Here is a 23,340-nt window from a genome sequence, read left to right on the forward strand (position 1 = left end):
AATCTGAACCGGAATAAACGCAGATGTCGAAGACGGCGATAATGGATGTGCCGGGGTATGTTTCCTGATCCATTTCCAAACGAGGTTCGCGTTGACCCCGTGTTCTCGCGCCAGTTTCGATACTGATGCGCCGGGTTCAAGGCAGGCCGCAACGAGGCGATCTTTCGAACCTTGATCGAAGCGCCGTCTTCCATTCCGACCAACCAGCCGCACAGCGAGTTTTTGACCTTCACCCATACTTGGTGTCCACCTTTTTTAAGTGGACACCTCATGCCAAAGCTCACTCAACTACAGAAGGTGCGGAGAAATTCGCGCTTACGCCCGATACGCAGGCTTGCCTCTTCCAGCGTGTCGGCTGCAGCATTCACCTGCTCGGCCAGCTCATCGACACGAGCGTTCAGCGTCGCGATCTGGGCCAGGGCATCGCGCGTGGTGTCGGACATGATGGCGCTGGTCGGGAAGCCGGCGAGGTCGATCGGCTCGGCCGGCCCAAGCGCATCCGAGCGGATGACATCATCGACGACTAGCACCTGACGATACTGGACGTGAGCGCCGGCCGGCTTGCCATCGAGACCGTACCGCACGAGCAGTTCGTAAGGGATCTTCTTATCTTCAAATGCCATGATCGTGGCCTTTCTGATCGAGGGATTAGGAGACGGTCGCGCCGGCAGCAAACTGCCAGACGGAGCCGTTCGATGTAGCGAGGTTCGCACCCCCGGCACCATTGCTGACGCGAATGGTGCAGCCGTTAAATATTGATGCCGATGGAAGTGTGGAGACAGTGTAGGACGGCAGTTTGACGGGCAGGTTGAACGCCATGACGCCTGTGGCGCGGCTGACCGTCCACGGGGTCATCTTGTAAGCGCCGGCATCGGTATAGGCATTGAGAGAGCAGTTGGAGCCCGCATCCGAGCCGGACTCCGCGCTCCCGTCCCCCAATGCTAACTCCCAGCGGGTGAGCCCGGCAGTTGAGCCGACAACGCGCGAGGCTTGACCCGAGGCCGTCTTGCTTAGGACTAGCGCTGCATAGGCAGCTGTAACAAATAGGTTCTGATTGCCGTTGATGCGGGCGTACCGCGCGTCAAGCTCCGTCAGCCCCCCGAGCACCTGCTCCCAAGCAGTCCAAGTGCCCAACTTGGCTCGACGATACTTTATGGCCAGCTGGTGGTGCGTGATCTCCTGATGTATCGTGGTGTCGTACCGTTGAGCTTTCAGGATCCAGAAGTTGGCATAGGGTGTGTTCAGTGACGCTGGGTCGCACCGGTACCATCCGTTCTCGACAGCCGCGTCGGCGTCGGCTACCGGCAGGCTGTCAGAGCGGACACGAGCGGCCATGCGCGCGTCTGCCAAGACCCCTGACAATAGATCGGAGGCCGACCGGCTGGCCAGAAGGACGACAGCCCCGCCGGGGGGCCGCCCGAAGATCTTGAAGTCGGTCAGGTTGGCCAGTAGGTCTCCAACGTGAGCATCCGCAGCCGATGGTACTTGACCGGTGGTCAGCGAGAAGCGCCCCATCAGAAGGCCCTCATGCGGTCTTCGTTCTCATCCCAGTCGATCTTGACCATCTTCATAAGATCGCGATTTGAAACGACGAGATCCTGAAACCAAGCGCGCCGGAAACTACCGGTGAAGGTACCACCGCCATAGCCTGCCGGGCACCCGATCTTGGCCTTGCCGGCCGTGGCTTTCGGCAGGAATGGGTTTCCGCCCGACGTCTGAAAAGCGCCTGATGTCGCCACCAGTTGGCCATCGAGGTAAAAGCGCATGACGAAGGTGCTTCCATCCTCGCTTTCTTCATATTCGAAAACCAGCTGGTGCACGCCACTGTTAAAAATGTCGCCTGCAATGTTGAGCGCGCTGATGAGACTCATATCCCAAGCAGCGGCCCCTCGCCGGAAATATGGGTTGAGATTGACCACCGCATTTGAAGAGTTCCCAATCGGCGAGATTATCCACTGAACCACGTTGCTGTCGCTAATAAACCCGGCGATTGCGTTGTTGAAACCGTTTGGAATCGCTCCGTTCATTTGAAGCCAGAACCCCATGGCGAAATGCTTCATGCCGGTATCGAGCTTCCAGCAATCCGGCAGGATCAGGTTGCGGCCCTTCGCCCCGGTGTAACTGATCGCGCCACCGTAGACCGTGAGTGGATAATCGAAACGAACAGGTGGCCCCTCAAACTCAAGGCCAGTGGCATCGAACTGCTTGTAGTCCGCAGTTGTGCTGACAGGCGTGACGGCCACCTCATTTGGCCATGTGTAGTTGTCGAGGAAATCGATCACGGAGAGGGTGCCGTGGTCCATGATGGCATCAGGGTAGAGGATTGGCCCCGAGGCGCTGACATTGAGGAGCTTGGTGTAGGGTCCAGCCATTAGAAATATCCTTTAGGATTGATGAAGTTGTAGAGCCCGCCTGCCTCGGCCGCTATGCCCATGGCATTTGGATGAATTTCATCGTTCGACATCAGCGACGGCGGAGCGTATCCCGCCGCAACTGCCGCTTGGTCCTCAGCCGACCCATTTGCCTTTGTCAGGAAGTGGCCAAGCATGTCGAAGGTGTTGTTTGGATAGGCCGCAAGGCAGAGCGCCTTGAGCGCCAGATACGACTGGTACCCAACCCAGTTCCCCAAGACCTCGCTCTTGGATGGCATCGGGAGCACGAAGACCCAGTGCTTGGCGATGGTGGGAATGGCAGCGACAACGGCCTGAAGGTTAGCAAAGATCCGGAGATGGTTCTCCATGTCGTTGCGGCCGAAGCCGAACACAATGATGCGCTGCATCAGGTCAGGCAGCGCGGCACCCGTGCCGTTCTCGATTATAAGGGGCTCGAAAGGGATACCACCGCGCACGACTACGGCCGCGCCGTCCATCGTCCGTGCGAAAGTGATCTTGCGCGTCGGTTTATCCCACGAGAGAGTGCCCGGTACGCCCGCCCACGAGCCAGGAACGTTACTCACGCTGGCGTCACCATAGAAAGACAGGACGCCAAGTCCATCCAGGCTGTCGACCTCGACTGAGCCGGAGGCGGGGATGAACCCTGTGACAGAGGCGAGCCTCATGCGACGCCCCCCCAAGCGCGTCGCCACGTTGGTACTGGTCGCGCCCGATCTCCCGATATTGCGGTAAGGTATCCCCGCAAGGGCGGCTAGCTGTGCGCCATAGTTAGCCTCGACGAGGCTGTCTCCCGCGCCAAGCATCTCGACCATGGGGAACACACGCCGTGTCGTCACACTGTCAGCTGCCGATGTCCAAAGGACGCGGCCGTAGCTGTCAGTGAGCTGCTCCCACACTACCGAGCCATCGGGCTCGAAGCGAGGGTTGGCATTTTCGGTGTCCGGCCGAGACAGTTGCAGGCGCACGCCCGTCTCACGCCTCTCGGAGAAGACGTGCTGAAAGCCTCCGACCATCTTGGTGTAGACGACGTAATTCGTCCACGCCTCGGAAGGTACCGCCACCTCGAGGCCATTAACGATGGCGGACCCAGAGGTCTTCACCGCATCAATTACACGGCGATCCTCATTCACCGTTGCTTTGACGTAGCCCGATCTGGACAGAGAGGCGGGGTTTAGTCCGTCCCATCCCTGATATCGGGTCTCGATGCCGTCAGCGCCAAGTCTCTCACGACGCGCGACTGCATTCTGCCCACGGATCAGCCGGCCAGATTGATCGACAACAGCAGCCACGACACCGGAGCGCGCAAACTTGGCGCCGCTATCGATCCGGGTGGCCGCACCAACTTCAAGTGCTCGCGCTGGCAAGAGATAGGTCTGGTCGCGCTGGCGAAACCCAGAAATGAGGCGCCCAAATTTGTCGATAGTCGCCGCGATTATCCCAGATCGGCGAAACTTGGGATTATCGAAAAAATGCAAGCCGCCGCTGACTTCCAGTCCGCGAGTGCCGAGAAAGGCGGTATCATCGCGCTTGCGCAGAGCCGAGAGGATCCGACCCGACGTGTTGAACGTGACGATATCGTAGCCGGAACGCGCATACTTCTTGGCCAGATCGACGACATCACGCGAACCGTAGGCGTAGATCTTGTCGTCGTGGATCTTGTCGGCAGCAGCCCTGCCCTCGCCTTCTTCCGACAGATCTGCAACCAAGGCGTTGATCGCCGCTTGCGTCAGTTCCGAAACAGGCTTTTCGTTATCGGGCGTGTTGTCGACTCGGTCGAGGCCAAGGTTTTCCTTAGCCTGTCGCTTCTGCTCGGAACTCAAGTTCTGGTCAGCATCGACGCGGAGGCGATTTTCGACGCTCGTAGCGAGCGACTGCACAACTTGCGCAAGCTGCTGCCGGGCTTCCTCCTCTTCTGCGATGCGGTTGATGATCTCCGCCAGCTCCGTGCCGCCAGAGATGTCGTCGGTGACATCTCGCACGTCGATAGAAGCGACGTCGGTCTCGGCACCGTTTCCGTAAACACGAACGAGTGGCAGACCGTAAATGGCGGAAGGCGGGATGGTGTAGGCGAGTGTGCCAGGAGCGCCGGCCTTGCCAATCAGGAACGACACGCGCAGCGGCCCGCCAGCGACGGTGGGCAGAAGGATGTCGCCAAGGCGAACATTGCTGACGCTCGCCTTGTTGGCATTCAGGTTCTGCCAGCGGATCTCGACGGCGTTGTTTGCCGGGTCGCTCGGATCAGCATTGCGGTCGATCGTCGCCGAGACGAGGTAAGCCCGGCCGGGGTCGATCGCGAAATCGATACGGCGCGCAACATCAACATAGCCCGCCACGTCGTCGGTATCGACGCCGCGGATGCGCAGGACCGATCCGAGATCGGCAGACGGCACGACGATGCCGGCGGTGATCGGTGCGCGAGATAGAGCGGACCCGGTCAGCGCAGACGAGAACAGCACACGGGCGTCACCAGGACGAGCGAAGGCTTGGCCAAGAAGGCTGTTTGAAGAAGACAGAGCCGTGTCAGAACTTGTGATGACGACTGTCAGAGCGGCCTGCAACGCCGTGACTGCTGCGGATACCTCAGCATCCGTTGCGTACGAGGCCAAAGCAGCGTTGATAGCCACAGCAACTTCAGAGTCGGTCGCCATGTTCTGTATGGCAGACGCCAGTTCGGTATCCGTCGCGTATCCGCTGAGCGCTGCGTTAATCAAGGCCTGAATAGCCGCCGTCAGTGAACTCGCGCCACCTTTCAGGCCTTCGAGCTCGTTGATGCGCTCGATCGCTTGATTGAGCTTGCTGATGGTTTCGACGTCACCAACGGAGATATTGGAAATAGCCATTACAGCCCTCTAGAAAGACGCCTTGCGGACGAGTTGCGGTAGCCGCGCTGCCCAGTGGACGCGCGAAAGCCTCCCGCAAAGCAGGGGCGATGATGTTCGGAGTTGAAGCTGATTAGCTGACGGGCGGACGGAATCCGCGCAGACGGATCGGCATAGAGAGCGCCCCGGCTACAGTGAGAGGCGGGAGCATGTAGTTCACATCCACGATGCCCTTCGCAGAGACAAATCCTGTCGCCTGAAGAACAAGACTGCCCAGCGTAACGCCGCCTACCGTGGGCCGTCCGGCAGGGTGTATGAACACCAAGTCTCCCAACTCAGCTTTGGCGGCAGAAGCAAGAAACCGCTGGGTTGCAGGCGCCAGCGAAATCGTCAGCGCCTGAGTTACCGTGAACGTATATTCCCAGACGAGCGCCGCCGCTTTCATCGACTTGTCAACCGAAGCGGCCAATTCAGCCGCCTCGGTCGCTGTCGTTTTTGCCGCAGCGGCCATAGCCTTGGCATCTGCCGCGACCTTGTCGGCACCCGTAAGGTCTTTGCGATAATCGACTTGTCTGTCGGTCATGTTACCACCACGTCCCTGTAGTCTGGCACGCCTACGATCTTTGAGACGTTCTCGCCTGCGCACCAGTAACGCCATGTGCCGGGGCCGGGTGTGCTGGTAATGGATCGAACTTCGTTCGGGCCGCAGCGTAGCCGCTTGGATAGAAGCGCATCCGCGAAGCTCTGGGATGTCGTGCCGCGCTTGAAGATCAAGACATACGTTGCGCCGAACTGATCGTCGTTCTCCGCAGCGCGAGCACTGAAGGTGACCGTGCCCGCCGAAACAGGAACCTGAAGGTCGACCGGGCTATCGGGCGCCGTAGGATCGAGCGTCGAGTTGACGTTGGCCGTGATCGTCCAGTTGCCGCTTTTGTTCGAGTCTTTGTACGAAGCCTGAATGTCGAGAAGCTTGTTGCTCGGGACGACGTTCGTGCTGAGCTTGATGAAGCCGGAGGCCGGATTGACCTCTGGAAATTCCTGCTCGACCCATCCGCCCGGATTGCCGCTTCCGTCGTCAGCGATGCGATAGCGCACCAAAGGCGTCAGGCTGTCGTCTTCCGGGTCTACAAGGTCGACGCGGATGTAAACAGATGTGCCGTTCGATCGCGCCTGCACCAGGTTGATGACAGGCGTGATGATGTCGTTCAGGTTCGGCTTTGGCGGAACAGGCGGCTGCTTGCCTTCGTCGACCGTAGGATTCCATGCATCGATATTGTCTGGATGGAGTTTGATATCCATCGTGAAGCCGCCTTTGGTGAGCGCGACAACAGACCGCCTGTTTTCGACAATTTTGCCATTCAGGCGAGAAAGCCGCATCGGCGTCGACAAGCGAACCCACCGGCTGTAGACGGCGTTGACGCCGGACAGCCGAACATCGATTGACCCGTTGACCTTCTGCTGGATGCGAAGCCACTCGCGCTTCCCGAGACGGCGGGCCTGCCGCCACTGCTGGACCCACGTGTATTCAGCCTCTTCCGAAAGAACGCGACCAGCCCTTAGCTGCGCAGCTGTGTCTTCAAAATAGTCAGCGTCAGTCGTGGCGTAGTCGATTTCGGGATACGTGAATTTCGGAACGAGGCGGTTGACCTCATCCTCAAAAAGAACGTCGTACTGAATCGAATGGCCGATAATGTCGGCGTCCGTCAGCGTTGTGCAGCGGCTCTCTCGGAACTTGCCGACGGTAAGAATGCGAGCGCCATCACCACGAACAACGAGGTGACCATCACAGGCGGCGAGGATAGCGTTCAGCGCAGCCTTGGGGCTGTTTTCCGCCGTGTCCCAGCCGTTGCATTCGTAGCGCTTTTCGGTGCCGCCACCCTTAAGGGCCACTGCCTCGTCGCAGATGTCGGCCTCTTCCTTCCACATAGCCAGTACGGGAATGATCGCCTTTGTGTAATCCAGCCGCTCGCCGAACTCGCTGAAGCAGAGATGCCAAGCGAGAATGATCGCGGCGTTACGTGTGAAGGTCCATGTGGCCGGGTTCGTCGGGCTCTGCGCCGGATTGCGGAAATCCCAGCAGCGAGCTCCATCCACCTCAACGGTTACGTTTGGAACACCGTAGGGGAACTTCTCTTGCTGCTTTTTAGCCGACGTCGAGTTGGCCTGCATGCACAGCGATGCTGTGCCGTCGCCTCGATGGCTGGATGTCCAGATTCCCTCGGAAGAAAACTCATCGACGAGGTTTTGGTAAGGAGTTTCGGTGGGCAGTCCGAGCCGTGTCTGTATTCTGACGTTGTTGCCATACCGTCCGTCATCGGGCAGATCCGTGTAGCCGTCGGGGGTTAGCGTCACCTCATCGTCGTGCAGCCAATAGCGGTTGAACGAATGAACCCGGTGTCCAGCGATAGCCTGCACGGCATACAGCGACCGGTCTCGAGCCTCCCAGAACATAAAGGCTCCGGCCATCCTGTTTCGGCCAACGCACCAAATCCTGTAGGGAATGGCCTGCGTCTTTGGTGCCTTGCCATCCTCCGGCTTTGGAGGCTTCGGAGCCATTAATGCCTGGATGCCGAAGGTCAAAGCAGTAGTCGCAATGCTCGAAAGCAGCCCAGCTGTCGTGATCGATGTGCCGAGCACCGTGCCGGTGAAGCCCATTGCCACAAACAGAGGCGTGAAGATCGGGTCGTATGAAGGCGGGGGCGTCTTCAGGCTGGTGCACGAATACCAGTCAAGTTCGCTCACCCGACGCCCCACCTCATAGGCCGGCATATCTTCGTAGAGGGCTCGCAAACTCATGAAATTCTCCAGGCAGCGCTGTGCGTCGCCTGCTTTGCAACAGGACCGCGCGCCGACATCGCGAGCCACAGCGGGCCAAAACGGATGGCGGGAATCTGTTTTTGGGTGATGCCTGAGGCCTCGAAGCCGACCGGCGCCGAGATGAGGCCAATGTCGCCGGGCTGCGGATCGTCGGTGCGGCTGATACCCATGCGGGCAAGGCCGTCGTCGATCATGCGTTCAATGCCGCCCAACAAGGCGATAATGGCGTTGGCCTCTTCTCGCGTAGAGTAGGTGCCAATGAAGTTGCCGATTGGGTTTGTGCCCGTCACCTCTTCGACCCACCGCGCGCAGAATGTCGTGCAGTCGTCTCCGCCCATTCCACCCCACACCCATCGGTGCGGGAGAGCCGCGTACTCGGACAGCGATGTCATGTGTTTTCCCCGTAGGGTTAGTTATAAACGGGCCAGATCGGCTGAACGCCACGCGCCAGACGCGTTGTCTGGTCGCAAAACCTGTCTGTGGGCGAGATCGCCTTTTGGTGCGCAGACGACCACAGCGAGCGCGATGGGCGCGAGCGCGTTTCGTTGCCGGAAGCAACCGCGAGTGACAGCGTGAGCGTTGCGCCCTGCCCTGATTGAACAGGTGAACTGGCCTCGCCGATGTGCGAAGCCGTGCCAGGCCAAAGCGGGATAATGCTGCTCATCGGCTGGAAGTACTGATCGAGCGTCGTGATGCCCATGTGGACTTCAGCGCCCCGAACAGCCGGCAAGCTGTCGATCATCTTGGACCCGGTTTCCGGATCGATGCCAGAGACCGAGAATTCGACGCTGTCAGACGTGCCGTTCACAAGGATCTCAAGTGTCGGGATGCCCTGAAGCCTGCCGCCCCCCAAATAGACCGTGCCCGTCGGATCGATACTGTCGAAGCCGATCGGCATGTCGTTGACGCCGAACCATAGGTGCAGAGCAGGCGTTGTCGCTACCCGCATGAAGATGCCGAGCTGGTGGCTGCCGCGAAGCTCCTCGATGATGTTGTCTGGAACCCAGCCCATCAAAACGCCTCGGTAAACTGAATGGATTGCTGCGTGACGAAAAACGCCTCGACGACAGATGGGAGCGTGAATCCGGCCGGGAACTTGGCGACAAAGCGCGGCCGCGCGAACTCGACGCGCGTGCCATCGGCAACGGCCTCACGAAGGGGCGGCGCGAGCGCCAGAGAATATTCCTGATACGGCAAGGGAATGCCCTCAACGCTTTCCACTCCGTCGGAATAGCGGTTGAGGACTTCCCAGTAGCGGTAAGCTCGCCACCCTTTGGTGACGTGATAAATCGAGAACCAGTCGGAGTGGCGCAGAGGCCGCGAGAGGCGATAAATCCGCATTCGAACCACACCAGCGTTCAGCGCCGAGTTGCCGATGATCTTCCCAAAGACGGTCGCCTCCGGAACGGCTTCGCCGGGGTTAATCAGCGAGCCGTTGGCGTTCGGTATGGCGTTCACGAAGGGATACGGTATCCCTTCAATGATCGGGAATGGGCCGAACCAGTCCGTGATAATCGGAACATTCACGAAGCGGAACGAGCCGTTCAGCCTGGCGCCGAGCCAGTTGATGTACTCATGCTGTTCACGCGTAGCGATCTTGCAATCTTCATAGGTGGCGGTCACAACACCGCCACCGGTCATCTCCATTGTAATGCCTTCGCCGAGGCCGTTGCGCCCGCCGTCAAGGGATGAGCCCTGAACATCGAACGTGGTCTTGAGCGGAGCCAGAAAGTTCGCCTCAAGCGTAGGCACGTTCAAATATCGGGCCATTGTTACCCCTTCTGGCTGGCGTACTTACTCTGCATCGCGCCAAAACTGCCGCGGCGCTGGGCCTCCCGGTCGGCCGCCATGGCTTCTTGCACGCCTTGGCGGACAAGCTCGCGAACATGCGGATCGCCGGACGCGCCGTTGATATTCACGTTCAGATCTCGCGGCGTGTTCTGGTTGGCGCCCATCGGCTGTCGCTTGTTCAGGCGTGGTGCGCGTGGAGCATCAACAAGGCCGCCAGCCGCGTAGCCGCGAAGGCGTTCGAGGTTGGGAACGCCAAGGCGCTTGACGGATTCTGCATCGAAGACGTACTCGCCTTTGTGGACGATGCCCGCAGGCGTCATCTTTCCGCCCGGTCCGGTGAAGCCACCTGAGTCGTAGAGCCCGAGTCCGCCACCTGCCGCAAACGTAGCCTGCGCGCCGTTCGGCACGAAGTTCGGCATAAACAGCTTCGACAGCCAACTCATCCCGCCTCCGGCCTGCGGAGCGGATGGGAAGGCGTTGGCGAGGCTGCCAAGACCCTGCGTTGCAGCGCTGGACGACTGTGCGACTTTGGCAAGAGCGCCTGCAGCCTCCGTCGAACGACGGACCTGCACCTGCATGGCGTCAACCCAAGTGTTCGTCACGGAGTCGGACGAGTTGCCAGACAGCATCTGAAGCTGCTGCTTGCCGTCCATCACACGCGATGCGCCAGTCGCAAAACCGACGTGTCCGCCTGCCTGCCCGGCGCCAAGACCGTTCGTCTGCAGCAGGACGTCGCCCTTCTGCGCAAGGCCGGGCGCGATTTGCGTGCCCCAGTTCTGGAACGAGTTAGCCGCCAGAGAGCCAGTGCCCTTTACGCCGATCTGCTCGAGCGAGGAGTTGACGAAGCCGGCGCACCACGCGGTCTGAGCAGCATTGATGTCCACGCCACCTTTCTTAAGAAAGGCATTGATGTTTCCCGGCGCCTTCTCACTCTGACCGAGCAGGTTGCTGGCGAGATCGACGGCACTTCCGCTGCTGGAAACCGAGCCAACCGCTGCGGACGCAACACTACCCACCGCGCCTATGCCGCCGGTCGCACCAGAGCCGGGCATAAGCAGCGAGGCGAGCCCGTTGCCGATCTGCGAGAACAGGCTATCCAGCGTCTTCTGCATCTGGTTGGCAGCGGCAGTCTTGAGCGCGTCGGTGAATGCCTCGCCGATATCCTTGCCGCCTGAAATGACCTGCGACGAGAAATCCGAAAGGAAAGCCGACGTGGTGTTGGCAATCTCCTCGCGATTGATCTGGGCACGAAGGGCCTGACCTGTCGCGCTGTTCGGATCCTGCGGAAGGCCGTATTCTTTCTGCGTTTGGACGATGTTCTGATCGATCTTCGACATGCCGGCCAAACGGTTGGCGTCAAACATGTCCTGTCGAAGCTTCGCCTCAGCCAGAGCCTCGGAGTATTTCTTGTACGCTGCGACCTTCTCTTCGATCGCTGCCCTCTGTTTCGTGTCGAGCGAGCGGCCTTTGTCCTCAGCTTGCTGAAGCAGGTCAAGGCGGAAGCGCGCGGCCTCAGTGGCCGTTCCATACTGGCCGGTAAGTTCGATCTCAAGTCTGAGCTGCGAGATGCGATCGTCAGCCGACTTGATCAGGTCGCGGTAAGCGTTGCGGGCGCGCTCTGCGGCCGTTTCCGCCTTCTTGGTGGCAGCGTCGGCTTTGGCTGGAGCATCGTCGAGGGATGATGGCTTTTGACCTGGCGATGGCACATTAAGTGTGCGGCCGTTGGCGTCCGTAACCGTAGGATTCTGGCCGTCGATCCGGTTTCTAGCTGCTTCGCGGGCAGCAAACGCGTCATCGCGCTCTTCGCGTGTCCCGGCCTTCTGCATGGCCTGCGCATAGGCCCGATCGACCTGCTCTAAATCAGTCAAAGCGGGGATAGCGATCCCTCGCAAATCCGACAGAGATTTTGCGAAAGCATCTACACGAGATGCCTCGCGAGCGGCGGCCTGCCCTACTCCCGAGATGACTCCAACCAACGGCTCGAGCTTTGACTGAGCATCCAGGCCGTCTTTGGCAGCCTGGCGGATCTCCTTCAGGAGTTCCTTAATGTTTTCAGGCGTTCCGGTCTGGTTCTCAATCGCGATCAGGGAGTCGACGAAGGCCCGGATGTTAGGGCTGCCGTCTGCAACTGATTTATCCAGCGCGGCAATGGCCGACTGGATTTGTGAGATCGTGTATGTCGCGCCTTGGAAGTCAGAGGCCGGCAAGCTGAGAATAGACCCTTTCGACGTCTTTGCCGTTTCGGCAACCAGCGTCTTATAAAGGTCAATCGCATCCTTCGTATCTTGCTTAACGAGGTTCTTGCTTTCGGCCGAATACTCGCGAACGCCTTCTGCAGCCGCCGGCCACGCCTCGCGGATCCTGCGGATGAGGTCGGTGTGGTTCTTCAGCGCCTCTGCGCTCTTATCCGCTTCCGTCTCGGAACTCGAAAAATACTGGATAGCGGCAGCCGAGGCGGCAACCAAGCCAATAGTTACCAGTGAAACAGGAGATACGATGGAGGCGAAGGCTGCGCCGAGTGCAGAACCAAGCCCCGCACCGCTCGACTTGAGATCGGTAAATACCGCCGAAAGCTGCGTGCCCTGCTGAAGCGCAATCTGCAGCGGCGACATGCCACCCATTGCGGTAACGCCAATGTCCTGAAACTGCGCGGCGATGTTTGATGTGTAGGGGTTGGCGTTATTGGCGCCAGCCTGCGCCCGCTGAACCGGCGTATCCGCCAGAGCCGCATTGCGGCCCTTTATCGCGGCTGTAGACGCCAGTGCGGCTTGCCGCTCCTTGGTGATGGCTGCGGTCATCTCCGTCGCGGAGATCGCGCCGAGGGAATGCGCCCGCCGGATATCGGCTACCGACTGCTTGTAATTGTTGATCGTCGAAAAAAGAGGATTGTATTTCGCCCGCAGGCGCTCAAGCTCCTTGCCCTGATCAGCAAGCGCTCCACTCCACTCCTTCGCGCCCTGCGTACCAATCCCGACCATCTTGTCAATCCGGGCCTGCAAGGCAGATGTCATCGACTTGTCGATGCCCTTGCCCATGCTGTCGAATTGCTTTTCGACCTTGCTGGAAGAGGCGGCAATGTCGCTTTCCAGCCGTTTTAGGCTGCGGCGAACCGTGGCTAGGTCCGTGCTAATCGAGATGATCAGGTCATCGGAATTGTCAGCCATCGGCAAGTGTCCTAGCATACGAAAAAGCCCGCAGGAGTTGCGGGCCTTGGGAGGTGGGAATGGCGAAGATGATCGTTGAGACGTGGTCGGGGAACGGCAAGCTAGAGATTGAGGATGCTACCTATGACGTCCGATACCAGATTAGGAGAGAAGGCAACGGGAACCGCAACGCCACGAAAGGCGTAGTGTCGGGCATCCGGATGCAGGCCCTCATCCCTCTTCCGCAGAGCACCAAACTCCGCATGACCTTGGAGGACGGTCACGCCGTTGAAGTGGCGGTCTTCGGTGGAGAACCTTGTCGCTTCACCGTCAACTCGCCTATGCCAAGAGAGGATTGAGAACTACGGCTATTTCTCCATTGTGGTCCCGCACGAAGCTTCGACCGGCGCGCGCTCGGTATTGCTCGCTCCCATCGAAAAGCAAAAGCGGCTCGATAGCGATTTCCTCAGCCTCAACATTGCCGAATTTCTCAGCTGCTCGGCGAAATTCATCAAGCCCGACCACGCGTACGGTAACCGGTACGAGTGTCATCTCATCCCCCATGCGCCTCCATAAGCGCCCGCATTTCGCGTTCTGACGGCGGGCAACTGCTGTTGTCGCTGCCATCGTCGTTGTGCGCTTCGATCGCCTCAAAGAACTCCACCAGCGTAGCCGCCCAGAAATCAGGCGGCCGCCAGCCGATCTTATGAGCCGTTCTCAGCCACTGGCGCAGCTGCTGCTCGGTGTTTAGGTCTTCGCCGCTTCGGTCTTTGCTTCCGTCGCGGCGCTTTCGTTTCCCTTTTCGCCAGCCTCATCGAGGTGGGCGGAAATCAGATCGTTGAAAGCGACCGAGCAGTCGGCGAAATGCCGCAGCTGAATCTTGTTCAGCGCCGCGGCCTTGTCGCCCTTGATGGTGAGGAACTGGATCGCCGCCATGGTCGCCCCGACTTCCACGCCCGCAAGCCGTTGCCACAGATCCGACAAGGACTTGCACTGAAGTGCTGCGGAGACAGCGGCCAGACCGTTCATGGTGCCGGCGAGGACCAGATCGACGTCGTCGATCTTGAGCGCGACCTCGCCGCGGGCTAGATTTACAGCGTCTGCCATGGGTTACACCGCCGGAGTAAAGGTTGGCGAAGCCGCCGGCACGAATGAAGCGGTGAACTCCATCGAATTCTCGACGTCGCCACTCAGTTCATAATCGGTGATGAAGTACGGGCCTGTGAACGTGCCGAACTCCGGGACGATGATCTTGGCGTTGAACACTTCAGCACCGACGATCTTGCTGTTGAATGCCTTCTGCGCGGCGCTCGAGACGTAGCGACCGGAGCCCGAAAACGTCTTCTTCGAAATGCCTGGCCGGCTGGTCCCTTCAACAGGGCCGCCGGGGTTGGTGCACGATGGAATCGTGGTGTCGATTTCATTCGCCGACATGCTGAAACTGCGGGTTGTCAGGCCGCAAAGGTTGGTAAAGACCTCCGTCGAGGCGCCGTCGCCCAGTTGAATGAGAAGTAGCCGTCCAAGCTGCTGGCCGTCTGCCATAGGATCTCCTTCGCCGGCACGGCCGGACGTTAACGTGGTGGTTTTGGTGGTGGTGCCGTCTGCTAGGCGGCCTTGTCGTAGCGAGCCAAGAACTCGACGACCGCATGGCTCGTCAGCCCGTCGGGATCTCGAAAGACCCGCGTCTGGCGATGCATGATTGAGGTGAAGCGGTTCGTTGACAGTATCATGGGCTTCAGATGCAGCGCTTCGACCATTGCGTCGGCAATGCGCCGGACTTCCGGGAAGCCGACAGCGCGCGACCATGCGTGCATGGTCAGGTATATGTCGCCGCCCTCAAGACAAGTCGCATCGCGGCGGAGCGTCTGGGCCTCGCCGATGTTGATGTAAGGGAACGGCGGGGATGCGGGCGGCTGGTCGTAGATGCGCGTGCTGACCAAGCCCGTTACCGTCGCATCAGCCTTTAACAGGCGAACGACTTCGCCTTGCACTTCAAGTTCGGGTGAGGCCATTACTTTTTCATCGCCTCCCGCACTGCTTTGTTGATGGCGGCGTTCAATCGCTTCTTTGCCTGCGGCTTAGCGGCTCGCCAGTTTGGGAAAATGTGTGGCTGCGCCACCATGCCGGGATGCATACCCGTCGGATTATCCGCGGCAGCCTTCTTGCCGGCAACCGTTCCTCCGCCCTTAGCGGTGCTGTGCGGCGCAGTGCCGAATTCCAAGAAGCGCCAAATGAACGATGCGAACAAGCCGACCGCGTCTTTATCCTTGCTTGCTTGGATGCCAACCTGCTCTTGCGCCGGCCGATTGCGGATGAAGTCAGCATCAAACGAGTGCATATATTCGAGCGTCGCGCCTGTCGGCGCCTTCTGCTCCATCTCGGCAGCAAAATCCTCCATAATGGAGATCTTGGCGTCGGCGGCGTACTTCTCGACATTGGGTGCCAGAGCATTCAGCCGCTTCATCAGCGCCTCGCGCCCTTGCACTTTTGCCTTGATCACGTCGCCACCCCGTCATCGACCAAGAACTCGATCCAGCCATTGCGCCCGTCTGGATTTGAGGCTGTCCGAATGTTTAACTCTCTCGGCGACCGAGCATCGACGATGCGCCATGCCGGCGTTACCGACCGCGTGCGCTCATTCGAGCGAACCCAGACCGTGTAAGGCTGAATGCCCGACAACCGGCTCGCCTGCACAGCCTCACCGCCTGCGCGGGCTACAAGCTGCGCGGGCTCCGTGAAGACCGTGGCATAGGGTCCGGAGACCTCGTTTCCATACCCGTCGTCGACCGTACCGCGCTGCTGAAAGTGCAGCTTCTCACGCATGGCGCCCGAGCTAGGTTTCCGAGCCATCTTCCGGCTCCTCTTTCCGCTCGGTGTCTTCAGCAACAGCCGTGCCCTTGGCTACAGCCTCTTCGCCGCAGATCCGGCGCACGTTCTTCGACGTGCCGGCCTTATAATCGATGGTGAAGCCGGGCTGCGCCCACGAGAAATCTTCTACAAAACGTACATGCATTAGCTGCGACCGATGATGGAGAACGCAAGGTCGGAATGCGCAACCAAAACCTTGGGATCGGTCACGCCGATGCGCCGTAGATCGTCTTCCAAGGATTTACGAAGCGCGTCTTTGCCGTCTTCTCCGTAAATCTTGCTGCCTTGTACCAGCAGAATGTCGCCATCCATCAGACGAAGTCCCGTAGCCCATGATGCAACGCCGGAAATTCCAACCGAAAGTTCTTCGATATCAGCCATGCTTTTCTCCTCCAGTTGTTACAAAACGTACGTGCATGCTGCATCCTCCAAGGATGGGCGCCAGACGCGCCAAGGGGCCAGAAGCCGCCGCACTGTCGGCTGAAGCATAGCGTCGCCAGCGTCCTTCTCTGGGGCTTCACGGCGCTCGTAAAGGTAGGACAGCACGAGCAGGATGGCGGCCACGATCGGCGGTGTCACGATCATCGTGTAGCCGGTCGTGTCGGGGTCAGGCAGCACCCCGCCCAAGGGCAGAACGGGCCTATCTAGATATTCCAGAACGATGGATTCTGCGGCTGCTAGATAGACGCCGATCTCGGCGTCCTCATCTTCGTGAAAGATGCGCAAGTGCTTGCGCGCGAGCTCGATATCAACCAGCGCCATGTCAGGCCGCGATGACGGCTGCCGTTGCAGCGCTGGTGACCCAAACTCGACCCGAAAGCGACTGAGCGCGCGTGCGGACCGTTACGGTCTTGCCGATATCTTGAACACGCGGCACAAACGTCAGGCCGAATGCGCCGGGCACTTCCGCCCCGCCAACCAGCCACTGCCGGTCAACTGCTGGCGTCGGCGTACCGGTAAAGGTGCCTGCGCTTGCGGTCAGCGTCTGGCCGACCTGCGCCGTGCCAGTGATTGCGGGTGCGACGGTGTTCGCTGGAGCAACCGGGCTGGCAACACCGCCGATATAGCTCGCGAAACGATGCTTGTTTGTCTGCGGCGTTGCCATCGAGTCAGTCCTTCTTCTTTGTCGTCTTGGCAGCCTGAGACGCGCCAGCGTCAGACTGGATAGGAGCAGGTACTGGTTTTTCTTCTGGAGCCTCAACGCTGGCCGCGTCGTTCTCGAATGACACGAGGCCGAAGGCCTTCAGCGCATTCGCCTCGCCGCGCTCGACCTTGAACGGCTCGCTGTCAGCCGTCTTCAAGCCAGAGCCGTTGTCAAACGTCTTGAGCGGCTTCACTTCGATAAAATCGGTCATATCGCCTCCTTAGCGAAAGAGGGCGCCCGAAGGCGCCCATTTGCGTTAGGCGGCTGCGACGGCGCCGGTCACGAAGGCTTCGGGACGGTAAACCGCCAGTGCCAGGCGCTCTTCAGCGCGGATCGTGAACATGTTCTTCTCGAAGTCATCGACGTTCTCGCTCGACAGCAGGACTTCGATGTCCATGCGATCAAAGATCTGTGCGGCGTAGGAGAAGGCGCCCGTCAGGAACTGGCCGGAAGCCATTGCCTGCGTCGAAACAACCGGGAGGTTCCAGAGGGTCGGGGTGAGCGAGCCCTGCGGATTGCCGATGATGTAGTTGCCGCCGGCATCCTTGGTGAGTTCGATCTTCGCCCAGTCGATCGGGTTGAGAACGAACGCCGTCGCCGGATATTCGGCGAGAACGACCTGCAGCACGGCGAGACGAAGGCGATCGATGCCCGTCACTGCCGACGGGGTGAAGGCCGGCGCAAACGCAGTGGCCTGCGGCACAAGACCTGCGATGTTCTGACCCGTGCCGGAACCGTTGAGAAGCTGATTTTCTTCAACGAAGCGCAGACCATAGCGAGCCCGACCGTCGATGTAGCTGCGGAGAGCCGGGGCGTCGTCGAGAATCTGACGGCTGGCCTTGAACAGGTGGGCGAGCGTGCGAACCGGCGCAGACGCCATGTCGAACGTCAGGTCCGAGTACGGCTTGGCCGTCGTTTCGGCAACCGGAGCCGCGCTGTTCGTGTAGCCGGTTTCCTTGACGTATTCGACGTTGTTCGATGCTGTCTGACCGGGCAGCAGAAGATCGCGAATGGTCATCTGGCGTTCCGGAATACCGAAGATGCCGGGAACTCGGGCGCCGGGAACCAGAGACGTGCCGGTGGAACGTCCAGCGCCCTGTGTCGTGTTGGCGGTCGTGATTGCAGCGCGATCGGCCTTGATCGACACTTGTCCACGCTGAGACGAATTAAAACCTTTTGCCGTCGCAGCTTCGACAACCATGTCGCCCAGTGACTTCACGTCCGGGTCGCCGCCGTCGCGTTCCCGTGCAGCGCGCTTTTCGAGGTCGCTGATGCGCGTGGTGACGGCGCCGAGCTCGGAAAGGGCCTTGTCGGTTGCGGTCTTCAACTCCGCCGAAACCTCACCATTTGCGGAAAGCTTCGACGTGAAGTCGGTTGCGAGGTTACCCACCTGCTCCTTGATGGAGGCAAGGGAAGTACCAAGCTCGCCGATCTTATCGGCAAGTACGTTATCAGCCATAAGAGGCTCCTTATCGTGTGATGAGTGGTGTTTTTGCTTCGGCCAAAAGCCGGTCTAGGGCTGCCAAAGCAGCAGCATCCGTCTCGTCATCAGGAGCCCCCTGATCAGTCTTGAGGTAGAGCCGAGCGGCCCGCTCTGCCTCTGAGTTCGAAAAGCCTGCAAGACCCTTGAGGCCGTTTTCAAACTCACGTTTCGTGATTGGCTCGCCTGCCGCCATCTTTGTGGCAAGCAAGGCAGCCGATTCTGCGCGCGCCTGGTTGCTCGCTTTCACGCGCCGCACATATGCCGGCTGCGTTTCGGCGCCAAAGCGCTCAAGTGTTTCTTCCAACGTGGCAACGCGATCGACCATGCCGCGGTCAATGAGGCTTTCGGCGTAAAACACCCTGCCCTGACCGTAGCCGTCCTCAACCTTGCCCACCGTCGTGCCGCGCCCTTCGGCGACAGCCGCAACGAACTTGTTGTAGGAACGGTTCACGCCGTCCTGCACGTGCGCGAGCGTTTCCTTGCTCAGCGGCTCGGTCTCGTTGCCCTCGACCTTGTGCTTGCCGGCGGAAATGTAGGTACGCTTGATGCCGCGCTGCTCAAGAGCAGCCGAAACATCGTCGTGCGCGGTGTAAACGCCGATCGAACCAGCGCGCCCAGACGGCGTCACCACGATTTCGTCGGCTGCGGACGCCACCCAGTAGGCAGCGCTTGCGGCGAGGCTGTTGACCTGCGCGATAATCGGCTTCTCGCCTCCGCGGAGCTTGCGGATTTCGGTCGCGAGCTCATCTGTGCCGGGTACTGTGCCGCCGGGACTGTCGACGTCGAGCACCACAGCCTTCACATCCTCGTTGGACAGGGCCGAATGCAGCGCCTTTTTGATGCCGGCGTAGGACGACCCGCCGCTCATGGCGGAAAACATGTCCATTTTCTGCGCCAATACCCCGTAAACAGGGATAATCGCGATTTTTCCGTCGGATTCGGCGATTTCCTTCGCCCGCGCGTCGTCGACAGCTGCTGCGAACTCGCTCGAAAATAGCTTCTCACCCTCGGCTCGCGCGATTAAAACATCAGCCAAAACGCCCAGTTTTTCGCGCTGAATCGCCCAGGGTTCGGCCATAAAGGCCGAAATCAGGTGTTCAAATTTCATGATTTGTCCTTATGCAGCGCGTGCTGCGGGCGGTTCAGGCTGGTTAGGCCGACGCGCGGATGGTTAGCGGCACCCGATCATCGTCGCCGTGCTGCAAAAGCATGCCGCGGATAATGGATTCGGCATCCGATGCGCTTGTTGCGGCGATTTCGACTTGCGTCGCCTTAGCCCAGCCGCCCGGCTTGAAGCCGGTGACCTTGTAGATTGCAAAATCAGACATTGCCGCCGCCTCCAGATTGGTTGTTAGGGTCTTTGCCGAGCATATCGAGCGGTGTCATTGTGCCGTTGACGATTGCGATGCCGCCGCCCTTAACAGGCGCCTTGTTTTCGTAGGCTCGAGCCTCGTCGATGGTATAAATACCAGACCCAACCATCTTCGACAGGAATTCGGCTCGCGCTTGGCTATCGCCGCGCAATATGCCTTCCATCGAAAACTTGACCGCAACTTTCTTGCGCGTTTCGCTGGTCAACAGGTCGCGATAGACAGCGGATTCGATGCTGCGCACCATCGGACCAAGGCATGTCTTGGTGAACTGCAGGATCAACTGTTCGATCCCGCTGCCCCAGGTTGTCGTGCCATTGGCTGCATGACCGATCATGACCGGAGGGACGCCAAAGATACGGCAAATCTGCTCCACGCTGTACTGGCGCGTCTCCAGCATCTGTGCGTCTTTTGGATCAATCGTCAGCTGCTGATATTTCAGGCCGGCCTCAAGCACGGCGATCTTGCCTGAGCGGTCAGACCCCGCGAACTGGCCAAGCACGTCACCAAGCTGCTTACGCTGCTCCGGCTTGAGGATCTGGTCAGACGAAAGAACGCCCGCAACCTGAAATCCATTCGCGAACATCTTGCCAGCGACACGTTCGCCCGCCAGCGCATTGCCTACCGCATTCCGCACCACACCGATCGGAGACATGCCGCGATCACAACCCGGAAGGACCGCGCCACGGACGTGGAACATCTTGTCTTCTGGAATACGGCGCTTCTTGCCGTCTTCCGTCACCTCGTAATAGCGCGTGTTGCGCTTGTCGCGGCAGACATCAACCTTCAGCGGAGGCAGCGGATTAAGCGCCACCAGCCGCGTCCCGATCATCTTCTTTTCGGCGAAGAAGTTCCCGTCCAGGCACAGGCAAAACGCGACCATCGCCCAGAAGTCCGACGCGGTGTCGTCCATATTGGGCATATCATGGAGCAGGCTGTATAGCTCGGAGTCTTTGTCGACCGTCACACCGTCGGCTTTGTAGACCAGGCACGGAAGCATGATAAATGCGTTCCGGATGAGGTTGACGCACGCCCATACAGCGTCAAGCTGCAGGGCGGTTTCGATCGTCACCGTCTCACCTGACGTCGTGCCCAGCCCAAAAAACCCGCGCCAGAACTCGCCGTCGGTCAGTTTTATGGGCACTCCGCGCCATCTCTCGAAGAGGCCCATTAGATCACCATTACCATGTTGTTGATGAAGTCGCCGATGTCAGGCCCAGCAGCGGTCTTGTCTGCGGCCGCGCCGGCACTCATAGCGAGAGCGACTGCAGAATCGATGCGCACGGATGCACGAGTTTTGACGAACCACCTGTTGCCGTGAGGGTCTGGCGGATGATTGAATGTCGCACCCATCATCGCCGTCATGAGGACTGGGTTCGTCTGAAGCCTGATACGTCCGTCAATGATGAGGTTTTCGAGCTCGGTCACAGAGCCAGGCATCCAAAGCCCAAGAGGGGCTCTCTCCCCAGTCGCCTTCGCAGCCTCTATCTTTTCAGGCGAAGGACGGGCCCTCACCTTCCCTCCCTGCGGATGAGGCAGTTGCTCGGCAGTCACGCCAAACACGTCGAGCTCGTCCTTGAACGCGGCATACGCATAGTTATCGTAAGCAATCGACTGGATGTCGTAGAGACGGTCCAACTCGGCGACACGAGCCGCGACGACATCGAAACGAATGCGCGGACCTTCAGGTGCCTGCAGGTAACCGTCGCGAACCCAGATGTCGTATGGCTGCTTGTCTGCAGTTGTACGAGCCGCAAGCGTGTCGCCGGGCGTCCACGCCTCGATCCACCCATCGTACGTTGGAAGGGTTGCGACAGTGCCGTCCGCCCGCTGTATTTCGCGCGTTCCTGTCGGCACCATGCACGCGATGACGGTCATGTCTTTCGTGCCGGACAGATCAATGCCTAGGAAAAGAGGTTTTCCCTCGTGCTGCGAGATGTCGAGAGGCTCCATGACCTTGTCGATGGTCGCTCGCGGCATCCAAGCCTTGTCCGCATCGGTCCAGACACAGAAGTGCAGGCGTAGAACGTTGTTCAGCTTGCCAGGAACGTCGCGGGCTTCAGCAACAACGCCTGCAAGATACTCAGGCGTTAAAATCGTACCAAGAAGCGGGTTGGCTTTAATCCAGCAAGAAGGGTCCGTCATCGGGTCGTCGTTCTTGTCGAGGCTACAGACGTAAGCGAATACGCTATCGCTGCCTTCCCACGTCCCGCCCACGTAGGTGAAGTCGTCGTCCGGCGTCTGTGTGCCGGCCAAGACCTTCACCGCGCGATCGCGCTCTTCCCAGCAGACCGAATTACGATCCGAGCCGGAGTTCGTGATCATCAGCAAGAGCGGATTCTGACGGAACTTGAACCCCCGCTGCAGCATCTCCATGATGCTGCGATCCGGATGCTCGTGCACTTCATCGCAAAGCGCGAAATGGGGACGAGGACCAGAGCCCGTCTTGCCGGCCTCCTTGGAGATCGGGCGGAAAAAGGATCCGGACTTATGATGGGCAATGTTGAATTCTTTGCCCAGACCGCCGCTGAACTTGAGCCGCTTGGCCAGAGCTGGCGCCTGCCGCACCATCTTGCAGGCATCCTGAAACAGGATCTGCGCCTGGTCCTTTTTCGCCGCGGCGGCGTAGCATTGCGCGCCGGCCTCGCCATCAGCGGTCAAGCCGTAGAGGCCAATCCCGCCCGCGAATGGTGACTTGCCGTTGCCCTTGCCTTCTTCAATGTAGACGGTTCGAAACCGACGCGTCCCATCCGCCTTCTTCCAACCGAAGATCGATCCGATCTTGAAGGCCTGCGACGCGTGGAGAAGGAATGGCCTCCCATCAAACTGCCCTTCACTCAGGCGCAGCCTTTCCTCGAAGAAACGGAACACCCGCGTAGCCGCGGCATCATCCCAGTGCAGCCCGCGCTCGTGGCCGTGCTCAACGTCGCTGAAGTGGCGGCGGCATGCATTGCGAACATGAGGGCCAGCGATGATGGTCCCATCTAGAACCGCGGCCGCATAGGCACTGACGCGCGCCAGAGCTGGCTGATCAGTCGAGGAGATCATCCTTTTCGTCGTCAGCATCAGGCACCGCAATCTTAGAGGCATCTGCCGGCGTCGCACCCATCTGGCCAAGGCATTGCCGAAGAAGGTTCATCGCTTGCACACCCACATCTTGTCCGGCCATGATCCGCCCTTGGATATTCGCGGCCATGCCAACGAGCATCCGGTGCGAAGCCGTGAGCCAAGGAATTTCAGTTTGGAAAAGGAGCCACGCGGATTTCGCTTTGGTGGCTTCGGTATCGATCAGCCACTTTGGTGGCGGGCCCAGCGGGTCGCTCTGCGCCGGCTCTTTCCGGCCCTTGAACCGGCCAGCATTCACTTGATCGCGCCCTTCAAGCTTGGCTTTGGCCAAAGGGCTTCGTGGCTTCGCCATATCGGCACCTCGGGGTCATATTTTCAATCGCAGGCGCACGCGCAATGCAGGGCCACAGGTAGCGCCCTCCGATCGATCCTCGACTTCGGAGGCA

Annotated in this window: 28 protein-coding genes; 1 reads left to right on the forward strand and 27 read right to left on the reverse strand. The window is 59.7% G+C overall.

Features of this window, described 5'->3' with window-relative positions; genetic code table 11:
• From BSG19_RS09665 to BSG19_RS09715, 11 genes are all read right to left on the reverse strand, one after another.
• Positions 1–237: IS66-like element accessory protein TnpA (locus BSG19_RS09665; protein ID WP_139274750.1), on the reverse strand; the 237-nt coding region annotated here is incomplete at its 3' end.
• Positions 238–284: 47 nt separating this feature from the next.
• Positions 285–623, reverse strand: coding sequence for a hypothetical protein (locus tag BSG19_RS09670; RefSeq protein ID WP_092987436.1), 339 nt, complete (start codon positions 621–623; stop codon positions 285–287).
• Between the two features lie 25 nt (positions 624–648).
• Entirely contained in the window at positions 649–1,350 is a 702-nt protein-coding gene (locus BSG19_RS09675) for a pyocin knob domain-containing protein (protein WP_139274751.1), read from the reverse strand.
• Positions 1,351–1,514: 164 nt separating this feature from the next.
• Complete coding sequence (locus BSG19_RS09680; protein WP_092987440.1) at positions 1,515–2,372, reverse strand: hypothetical protein; 858 nt, start codon at positions 2,370–2,372, stop codon at positions 1,515–1,517.
• Complete coding sequence (locus BSG19_RS09685; protein ID WP_092987442.1) at positions 2,372–5,233, reverse strand: hypothetical protein; 2,862 nt, start codon at positions 5,231–5,233, stop codon at positions 2,372–2,374. The genes BSG19_RS09680 and BSG19_RS09685 overlap by 1 nt, the downstream gene beginning before the upstream one ends.
• 112 nt (positions 5,234–5,345) lie before the next feature.
• Entirely contained in the window at positions 5,346–5,795 is a 450-nt protein-coding gene (locus BSG19_RS09690; protein ID WP_092987444.1) for a hypothetical protein, read from the reverse strand.
• Entirely contained in the window at positions 5,792–8,008 is a 2,217-nt protein-coding gene (locus BSG19_RS09695; protein WP_092987446.1) for a phage tail protein, read from the reverse strand. The genes BSG19_RS09690 and BSG19_RS09695 overlap by 4 nt, the downstream gene beginning before the upstream one ends.
• Positions 8,005–8,421 (reverse strand): DUF6950 family protein, encoded by a 417-nt coding sequence (locus BSG19_RS09700; RefSeq protein ID WP_092987447.1) that lies wholly within the window; start codon positions 8,419–8,421, stop codon positions 8,005–8,007. Before BSG19_RS09700 ends, BSG19_RS09695 begins: the two co-directional genes overlap by 4 nt.
• A 17-nt stretch (positions 8,422–8,438) precedes the next feature.
• Complete coding sequence (locus BSG19_RS09705; RefSeq protein WP_092987449.1) at positions 8,439–9,041, reverse strand: hypothetical protein; 603 nt, start codon at positions 9,039–9,041, stop codon at positions 8,439–8,441.
• Positions 9,041–9,799, reverse strand: coding sequence for a hypothetical protein (locus BSG19_RS09710; protein WP_092987451.1), 759 nt, complete (start codon positions 9,797–9,799; stop codon positions 9,041–9,043). Before BSG19_RS09710 ends, BSG19_RS09705 begins: the two co-directional genes overlap by 1 nt.
• A 2-nt stretch (positions 9,800–9,801) precedes the next feature.
• Complete coding sequence (locus BSG19_RS09715; RefSeq protein WP_170865918.1) at positions 9,802–12,984, reverse strand: phage tail length tape measure family protein; 3,183 nt, start codon at positions 12,982–12,984, stop codon at positions 9,802–9,804.
• A gap of 59 nt (positions 12,985–13,043) precedes the next feature.
• Here BSG19_RS09715 and BSG19_RS09720 point away from each other — a divergent pair, with 59 nt between their 5' ends.
• Positions 13,044–13,322 (forward strand): hypothetical protein, encoded by a 279-nt coding sequence (locus BSG19_RS09720; RefSeq protein ID WP_092987455.1) that lies wholly within the window; start codon positions 13,044–13,046, stop codon positions 13,320–13,322.
• Between the two features lie 388 nt (positions 13,323–13,710).
• On the opposite strand, the gene BSG19_RS09730 is transcribed toward BSG19_RS09720, so the two are convergent.
• The 16 genes from BSG19_RS09730 to BSG19_RS09800 all read right to left on the reverse strand — a co-directional run bounded on the left by BSG19_RS09730 (position 13,711) and on the right by BSG19_RS09800 (position 23,225).
• On the reverse strand, positions 13,711–14,070 hold the full coding sequence (locus BSG19_RS09730) for a hypothetical protein (protein ID WP_092987459.1): 360 nt from the start codon (positions 14,068–14,070) through the stop codon (positions 13,711–13,713).
• Between the two features lie 3 nt (positions 14,071–14,073).
• Complete coding sequence (locus BSG19_RS09735) at positions 14,074–14,505, reverse strand: phage major tail protein, TP901-1 family (protein ID WP_092987461.1); 432 nt, start codon at positions 14,503–14,505, stop codon at positions 14,074–14,076.
• A gap of 62 nt (positions 14,506–14,567) precedes the next feature.
• Positions 14,568–14,975: a DUF3168 domain-containing protein gene (locus tag BSG19_RS09740; RefSeq protein ID WP_092987463.1), complete on the reverse strand. Its 408-nt coding sequence runs from the start codon at positions 14,973–14,975 to the stop codon at positions 14,568–14,570.
• Positions 14,975–15,463, reverse strand: a complete 489-nt coding sequence (locus BSG19_RS09745) for a hypothetical protein (protein WP_092987465.1) — start codon at positions 15,461–15,463, stop codon at positions 14,975–14,977. The genes BSG19_RS09740 and BSG19_RS09745 overlap by 1 nt, the downstream gene beginning before the upstream one ends.
• Positions 15,460–15,813, reverse strand: coding sequence for a head-tail adaptor protein (locus BSG19_RS09750; RefSeq protein WP_092987467.1), 354 nt, complete (start codon positions 15,811–15,813; stop codon positions 15,460–15,462). Before BSG19_RS09750 ends, BSG19_RS09745 begins: the two co-directional genes overlap by 4 nt.
• Entirely contained in the window at positions 15,797–15,976 is a 180-nt protein-coding gene (locus tag BSG19_RS09755; protein ID WP_092987469.1) for a hypothetical protein, read from the reverse strand. The genes BSG19_RS09750 and BSG19_RS09755 overlap by 17 nt, the downstream gene beginning before the upstream one ends.
• Entirely contained in the window at positions 15,976–16,212 is a 237-nt protein-coding gene (locus BSG19_RS09760; protein ID WP_092987471.1) for a hypothetical protein, read from the reverse strand. Before BSG19_RS09760 ends, BSG19_RS09755 begins: the two co-directional genes overlap by 1 nt.
• Before the next feature lie 18 nt (positions 16,213–16,230).
• Positions 16,231–16,593: a head-tail connector protein gene (locus BSG19_RS09765; protein ID WP_092987473.1), complete on the reverse strand. Its 363-nt coding sequence runs from the start codon at positions 16,591–16,593 to the stop codon at positions 16,231–16,233.
• 1 nt (position 16,594) lies between these two features.
• Positions 16,595–16,936 carry a hypothetical protein gene (locus BSG19_RS09770; RefSeq protein ID WP_092987475.1) on the reverse strand — a complete coding sequence of 114 codons (342 nt, stop codon included), beginning with the start codon at positions 16,934–16,936 and terminating at the stop codon, positions 16,595–16,597.
• Positions 16,937–16,940: 4 nt separating this feature from the next.
• Positions 16,941–17,186, reverse strand: coding sequence for a hypothetical protein (locus BSG19_RS09775; RefSeq protein ID WP_092987477.1), 246 nt, complete (start codon positions 17,184–17,186; stop codon positions 16,941–16,943).
• A gap of 45 nt (positions 17,187–17,231) precedes the next feature.
• Positions 17,232–18,434 (reverse strand): phage major capsid protein, encoded by a 1,203-nt coding sequence (locus BSG19_RS09780; protein ID WP_092987479.1) that lies wholly within the window; start codon positions 18,432–18,434, stop codon positions 17,232–17,234.
• Positions 18,435–18,444: 10 nt separating this feature from the next.
• Complete coding sequence (locus tag BSG19_RS09785) at positions 18,445–19,566, reverse strand: S49 family peptidase (protein WP_092987481.1); 1,122 nt, start codon at positions 19,564–19,566, stop codon at positions 18,445–18,447.
• Positions 19,567–19,609: 43 nt separating this feature from the next.
• Positions 19,610–19,786, reverse strand: a complete 177-nt coding sequence (locus BSG19_RS26020; RefSeq protein WP_170865919.1) for a hypothetical protein — start codon at positions 19,784–19,786, stop codon at positions 19,610–19,612.
• Positions 19,779–20,999, reverse strand: coding sequence for a phage portal protein (locus tag BSG19_RS09790; RefSeq protein WP_092987483.1), 1,221 nt, complete (start codon positions 20,997–20,999; stop codon positions 19,779–19,781). The genes BSG19_RS26020 and BSG19_RS09790 overlap by 8 nt, the downstream gene beginning before the upstream one ends.
• Positions 20,999–22,894: a terminase large subunit gene (locus BSG19_RS09795; protein WP_244529188.1), complete on the reverse strand. Its 1,896-nt coding sequence runs from the start codon at positions 22,892–22,894 to the stop codon at positions 20,999–21,001. Before BSG19_RS09795 ends, BSG19_RS09790 begins: the two co-directional genes overlap by 1 nt.
• Complete coding sequence (locus tag BSG19_RS09800; protein ID WP_244529189.1) at positions 22,860–23,225, reverse strand: hypothetical protein; 366 nt, start codon at positions 23,223–23,225, stop codon at positions 22,860–22,862. Before BSG19_RS09800 ends, BSG19_RS09795 begins: the two co-directional genes overlap by 35 nt.
• Between the last annotated feature and the right edge of the window lie 115 nt (positions 23,226–23,340).

Source organism: Rhizobium sp. NFR03, from assembly GCF_900111275.1.
GTDB lineage: Bacteria > Pseudomonadota > Alphaproteobacteria > Rhizobiales > Rhizobiaceae > Ferranicluibacter.

Coding starts and splice junctions, on each gene's coding strand:
- BSG19_RS09670 (WP_092987436.1), bottom strand. CDS start 623: ATGGCATTTGAAGATAAGAAGATCCCTTACGAACTGCTCGTGCGGTAC.
- BSG19_RS09680 (WP_092987440.1), bottom strand. CDS start 2,372: ATGGCTGGACCCTACACCAAGCTCCTCAATGTCAGCGCCTCGGGGCCA.
- BSG19_RS09685 (WP_092987442.1), bottom strand. CDS start 5,233: ATGGCTATTTCCAATATCTCCGTTGGTGACGTCGAAACCATCAGCAAG.
- BSG19_RS09690 (WP_092987444.1), bottom strand. CDS start 5,795: ATGACCGACAGACAAGTCGATTATCGCAAAGACCTTACGGGTGCCGAC.
- BSG19_RS09695 (WP_092987446.1), bottom strand. CDS start 8,008: ATGAGTTTGCGAGCCCTCTACGAAGATATGCCGGCCTATGAGGTGGGG.
- BSG19_RS09700 (WP_092987447.1), bottom strand. CDS start 8,421: ATGACATCGCTGTCCGAGTACGCGGCTCTCCCGCACCGATGGGTGTGG.
- BSG19_RS09705 (WP_092987449.1), bottom strand. CDS start 9,041: ATGGGCTGGGTTCCAGACAACATCATCGAGGAGCTTCGCGGCAGCCAC.
- BSG19_RS09710 (WP_092987451.1), bottom strand. CDS start 9,799: ATGGCCCGATATTTGAACGTGCCTACGCTTGAGGCGAACTTTCTGGCT.
- BSG19_RS09715 (WP_170865918.1), bottom strand. CDS start 12,984: ATGGCTGACAATTCCGATGACCTGATCATCTCGATTAGCACGGACCTA.
- BSG19_RS09720 (WP_092987455.1), top strand. CDS start 13,044: ATGGCGAAGATGATCGTTGAGACGTGGTCGGGGAACGGCAAGCTAGAG.
- BSG19_RS09730 (WP_092987459.1), bottom strand. CDS start 14,070: ATGGCAGACGCTGTAAATCTAGCCCGCGGCGAGGTCGCGCTCAAGATC.
- BSG19_RS09735 (WP_092987461.1), bottom strand. CDS start 14,505: ATGGCAGACGGCCAGCAGCTTGGACGGCTACTTCTCATTCAACTGGGC.
- BSG19_RS09740 (WP_092987463.1), bottom strand. CDS start 14,975: ATGGCCTCACCCGAACTTGAAGTGCAAGGCGAAGTCGTTCGCCTGTTA.
- BSG19_RS09750 (WP_092987467.1), bottom strand. CDS start 15,813: ATGGCTCGGAAACCTAGCTCGGGCGCCATGCGTGAGAAGCTGCACTTT.
- BSG19_RS09755 (WP_092987469.1), bottom strand. CDS start 15,976: ATGCATGTACGTTTTGTAGAAGATTTCTCGTGGGCGCAGCCCGGCTTC.
- BSG19_RS09760 (WP_092987471.1), bottom strand. CDS start 16,212: ATGGCTGATATCGAAGAACTTTCGGTTGGAATTTCCGGCGTTGCATCA.
- BSG19_RS09765 (WP_092987473.1), bottom strand. CDS start 16,593: ATGGCGCTGGTTGATATCGAGCTCGCGCGCAAGCACTTGCGCATCTTT.
- BSG19_RS09770 (WP_092987475.1), bottom strand. CDS start 16,936: ATGGCAACGCCGCAGACAAACAAGCATCGTTTCGCGAGCTATATCGGC.
- BSG19_RS09775 (WP_092987477.1), bottom strand. CDS start 17,186: ATGACCGATTTTATCGAAGTGAAGCCGCTCAAGACGTTTGACAACGGC.
- BSG19_RS09780 (WP_092987479.1), bottom strand. CDS start 18,434: ATGGCTGATAACGTACTTGCCGATAAGATCGGCGAGCTTGGTACTTCC.
- BSG19_RS09785 (WP_092987481.1), bottom strand. CDS start 19,566: ATGAAATTTGAACACCTGATTTCGGCCTTTATGGCCGAACCCTGGGCG.
- BSG19_RS26020 (WP_170865919.1), bottom strand. CDS start 19,786: ATGTCTGATTTTGCAATCTACAAGGTCACCGGCTTCAAGCCGGGCGGC.
- BSG19_RS09790 (WP_092987483.1), bottom strand. CDS start 20,999: ATGGGCCTCTTCGAGAGATGGCGCGGAGTGCCCATAAAACTGACCGAC.
- BSG19_RS09795 (WP_244529188.1), bottom strand. CDS start 22,894: ATGCTGACGACGAAAAGGATGATCTCCTCGACTGATCAGCCAGCTCTG.